Annotated in this window: 1 protein-coding gene and 1 pseudogene; both read right to left on the minus strand. The window is 61.5% G+C overall.

The genetic code is table 11. The features are described 5' to 3' along the window. Nucleotides 1–493: 493 nt before the first annotated feature. Nucleotides 494–2,515, minus strand: coding sequence for an ankyrin repeat domain-containing protein (locus ABRA89_RS20225; protein ID WP_349943308.1), 2,022 nt, complete (start codon nucleotides 2,513–2,515; stop codon nucleotides 494–496). 305 nt (nucleotides 2,516–2,820) lie between these two features. Next, nucleotides 2,821–2,942 (minus strand): annotated as a pseudogene (locus tag ABRA89_RS20230) (IS6 family transposase); the annotation flags it as partial.

The following is a 2,942-nucleotide window of genomic DNA, read 5'->3' on the forward strand; positions in this document are numbered from 1 at the left end:
GCCTCCTGCTCCTTCAAGATACCGATGATCTGCTCCTCGGAAAAACGACTGCGCTTCATGTCCTGGTCCTCTCGGTAGGCCAGAACGAACTTCAAACTGGATTAAGCCAAGGGGGCAACGTCAACGCATCTATCGTATGCGGGTTTGATTAATCGTGCTTAGGATTGCTCAAATTGAAGCTTCTTTTCGCGGCCCCGTCGGCCTCCGCCTCTAATTGCGGGGTGCTCACTGGAGCGAGAAGCTATTAGATATGGCACGCCATTAAGCAGCTCAGCGTCCGCTTTCAGGCTAGCGGGTTTTCGTTCGGAGTATCTGCGACGGGTCGAAACATGCCGATCGGCTATTCGACCGAATCTGAAACAGAATTGTCAATTCTGTTTCAGACTCAGCGAAAGGGATAATCGGCAGGTTTCGACCCATTGAAGCCATGAGTCCCCCTGTTGCGCGCTTTAGATAGCAGTCATTGCGGATCGACGATGCCACGTCGAACTCTTCATCGCGCCGATGTCAAAGCCCCTCGGAGATTCTTCTTGGAGCGAGGGATCAGGTCAACCGCACGTTTGCCTTTCGCATCTCTGAGGCTTCGATCTGCACCCCGCTCGAGCAGTAGTTCGATGGAAGCAGCGTCGATGGCGTTTGGCGCAGCGAGGTGAAGGATTGTCTGCCCAACGTTGTTCTGTGCATTGATGTCGAGACCCTCAGCCAAAAGAAGGTCGAGGATCGCCACCTCTTCCGGAAAGGTTGCGCGGATCGCACCGCGCTGCTGGTAGAGGCGATGCAGAAGCGTGCCGCCGTCCGGCATGCGTTCGTGCGGATCGAGGCCATAAGGCCTCATCAACTCGAAGGCCGGGACGCTGGTCGCGTAGCCGAGCGTCGGGTAGCCTTCGCCGTCGCGTTTGGAGGGATCTGCGCCCAGCTCCAGAAGCGTCTTGGCGAGTTCGGTGCCCCACAGGTCTCCGAGCATCAGCGAGGCCTGCAATGGCGTATAGACCGGGTCGGTTTCACTCTTGCGCCCGTTCGGGGATGCGAGGGCATTCACGTCGGCCCCGGCTTCGACCAGAACGCGGGCGACAGCGGCCGAACGCGTAAAATGGAGTGGCGTCGTTCCATCCGGGGCATGATAGTTCGGGTCGGCGCCGTATCGTAGCAGGATGCGGGCGCTTTCCGGTCCTGCCCACATCAGCATGGTCGTGCCGTTGTCCCAAGGGGCGTCCGGCGAAGCGCCGCTTGCGAGCAGCGTTTCGAGCATGGCCAGATAGTCCTGCGGCGTGATGAAGGCTTCGACATCCCGCCGAAGCAACGGCTCCAACGCCTCGCGTCTGAGTGCCGCGGTCTCGGCATCCATCTCATCGCTATCCAGGCCGTATTCTCCTCTGCGCCGCAGTTCGAGTTCCCCGGGACTTGCGGCGACGAGGCGCTGGCGCTGGGTCATAAGAAGGTGGATGGGCCAGTAGCGCTCATTCTTCCAGCCATCGACGCGCGCGCCCTTCCGGCAGAGCCAGCGCAGGGTCCCGACCGACGCGCGGGACACAGCCTCTGCAACGGCCAGGTGCCGTGTGTCGAGCGAGGCACCATGTGCCAGAAGCCGCTCGACAAGGCTTGTATCGTTTCGTCGGACGGCAAAGGTCACAGCCGTGGCGAACTCGTCTTCGTATGGTGGCCCGCCTCGTGGCCAGGCCGGGTTCCAGACCACATCGGGACGGGCGCCGCTGGCCAAGGCAGCCGTCGCCGCAGCCGTGTCGCCGCGTTGCGCGGCTGCCAGAAGCGTTCGCTCGGCCGCGGTTTCGCTAAGAATCACCGGCGGCGGCTCGTCAGGCTCCACCCGGGCCGGGTCGCTCTCCAGCCATCGCCGCCATTCGCGCCCGCCGGGACTGTCGGCACGCAAATAGTAGCGGTCCTCGTCCCATTCGCCGAAGCGCATCCACGAGGCCCATTCGGTACCGGCCTGGCCAAGCCGGGCCATCTCCGAGACAAATGTCAGGAAGTCGGGCGCGAGTGCCTGCCCATGCAGCATCTCCAGCTCATGACTGAAATAGCGGACGGGATGCGGGCTGTCATCCCGGCGCATGTCGATCGTCAGGATGTCGCCATTGATCAGCCAGAACACCGGAAACTGCCGCTCCCACATGCCCGGCGTGTTGGGCGCTTCGCTCTCTTCCACCTCGGCCAGTCCCTGCTTCATTGCGAGGAAACCCGGGATCGCGTGGTTCTCGATCTGGTCGATATCCCAGACAAAGCCGCGGTTGAAGCTGCTGGTCGGAAAGTTGCGCTGCTCCATCGGGGAGAGGTGCGATGGCACGTACCAGTCGAACCTCACGCTGGCGGCATAGCGCGACAGCACCTCGCGAAGCTGCTCGGGAACGGGCAGTCCCGCCGCCGCCTCCAAGCGGCGCAGCGCGGCCTCGCTGGCAGGAGCAGAAATCTCCAGACGAGACAGGTTCCAACCGCGCCGTTCGGCAACGTCGTGCATCCATCGCCAGTCGGCTCGCCACTGGTGCCACAACTCATTCGTCATTTTGTTTTTCTTCCCGCAGCCTACGAGCGTCAGCCCGGCAGCCGACAACGCAACTAATTGAAGGAATTCACGCCGATGCTTCACGAAGCGTCCTGTTTGAATAGTTGTAAGATCGAGGTAAGACTCACATGCAGCGCGCGCTACCCGCCCGCTTTTTGCGGTCGGCTTTGCGTTAAAGCATCCCGAAAGCCGACCGACAGCTCTCCACCCATCCTCGTCGTTCCGGTATCGGCAGGCTCGGGCCGAAAGCGGGCTTGTCGCAACTTTGGGCTTCGGCCGAAAGAGCCCCGTTCGGTCTGAAATCTTCAGACTTTGTTAACTTTTTGGAGCCCGAAGATCTGCGCGAGGAGATCGTTCTGGCTGTGAACGGTCCACTCTCCGGCGAAGCCGAAGCCCTTCTTCAGCCAGAGCATCGCCTCGAACCCCT

Source organism: Fulvimarina thalattae (assembly GCF_040239565.1).
Taxonomy (GTDB): Bacteria; Pseudomonadota; Alphaproteobacteria; order Rhizobiales; family Rhizobiaceae; genus Fulvimarina.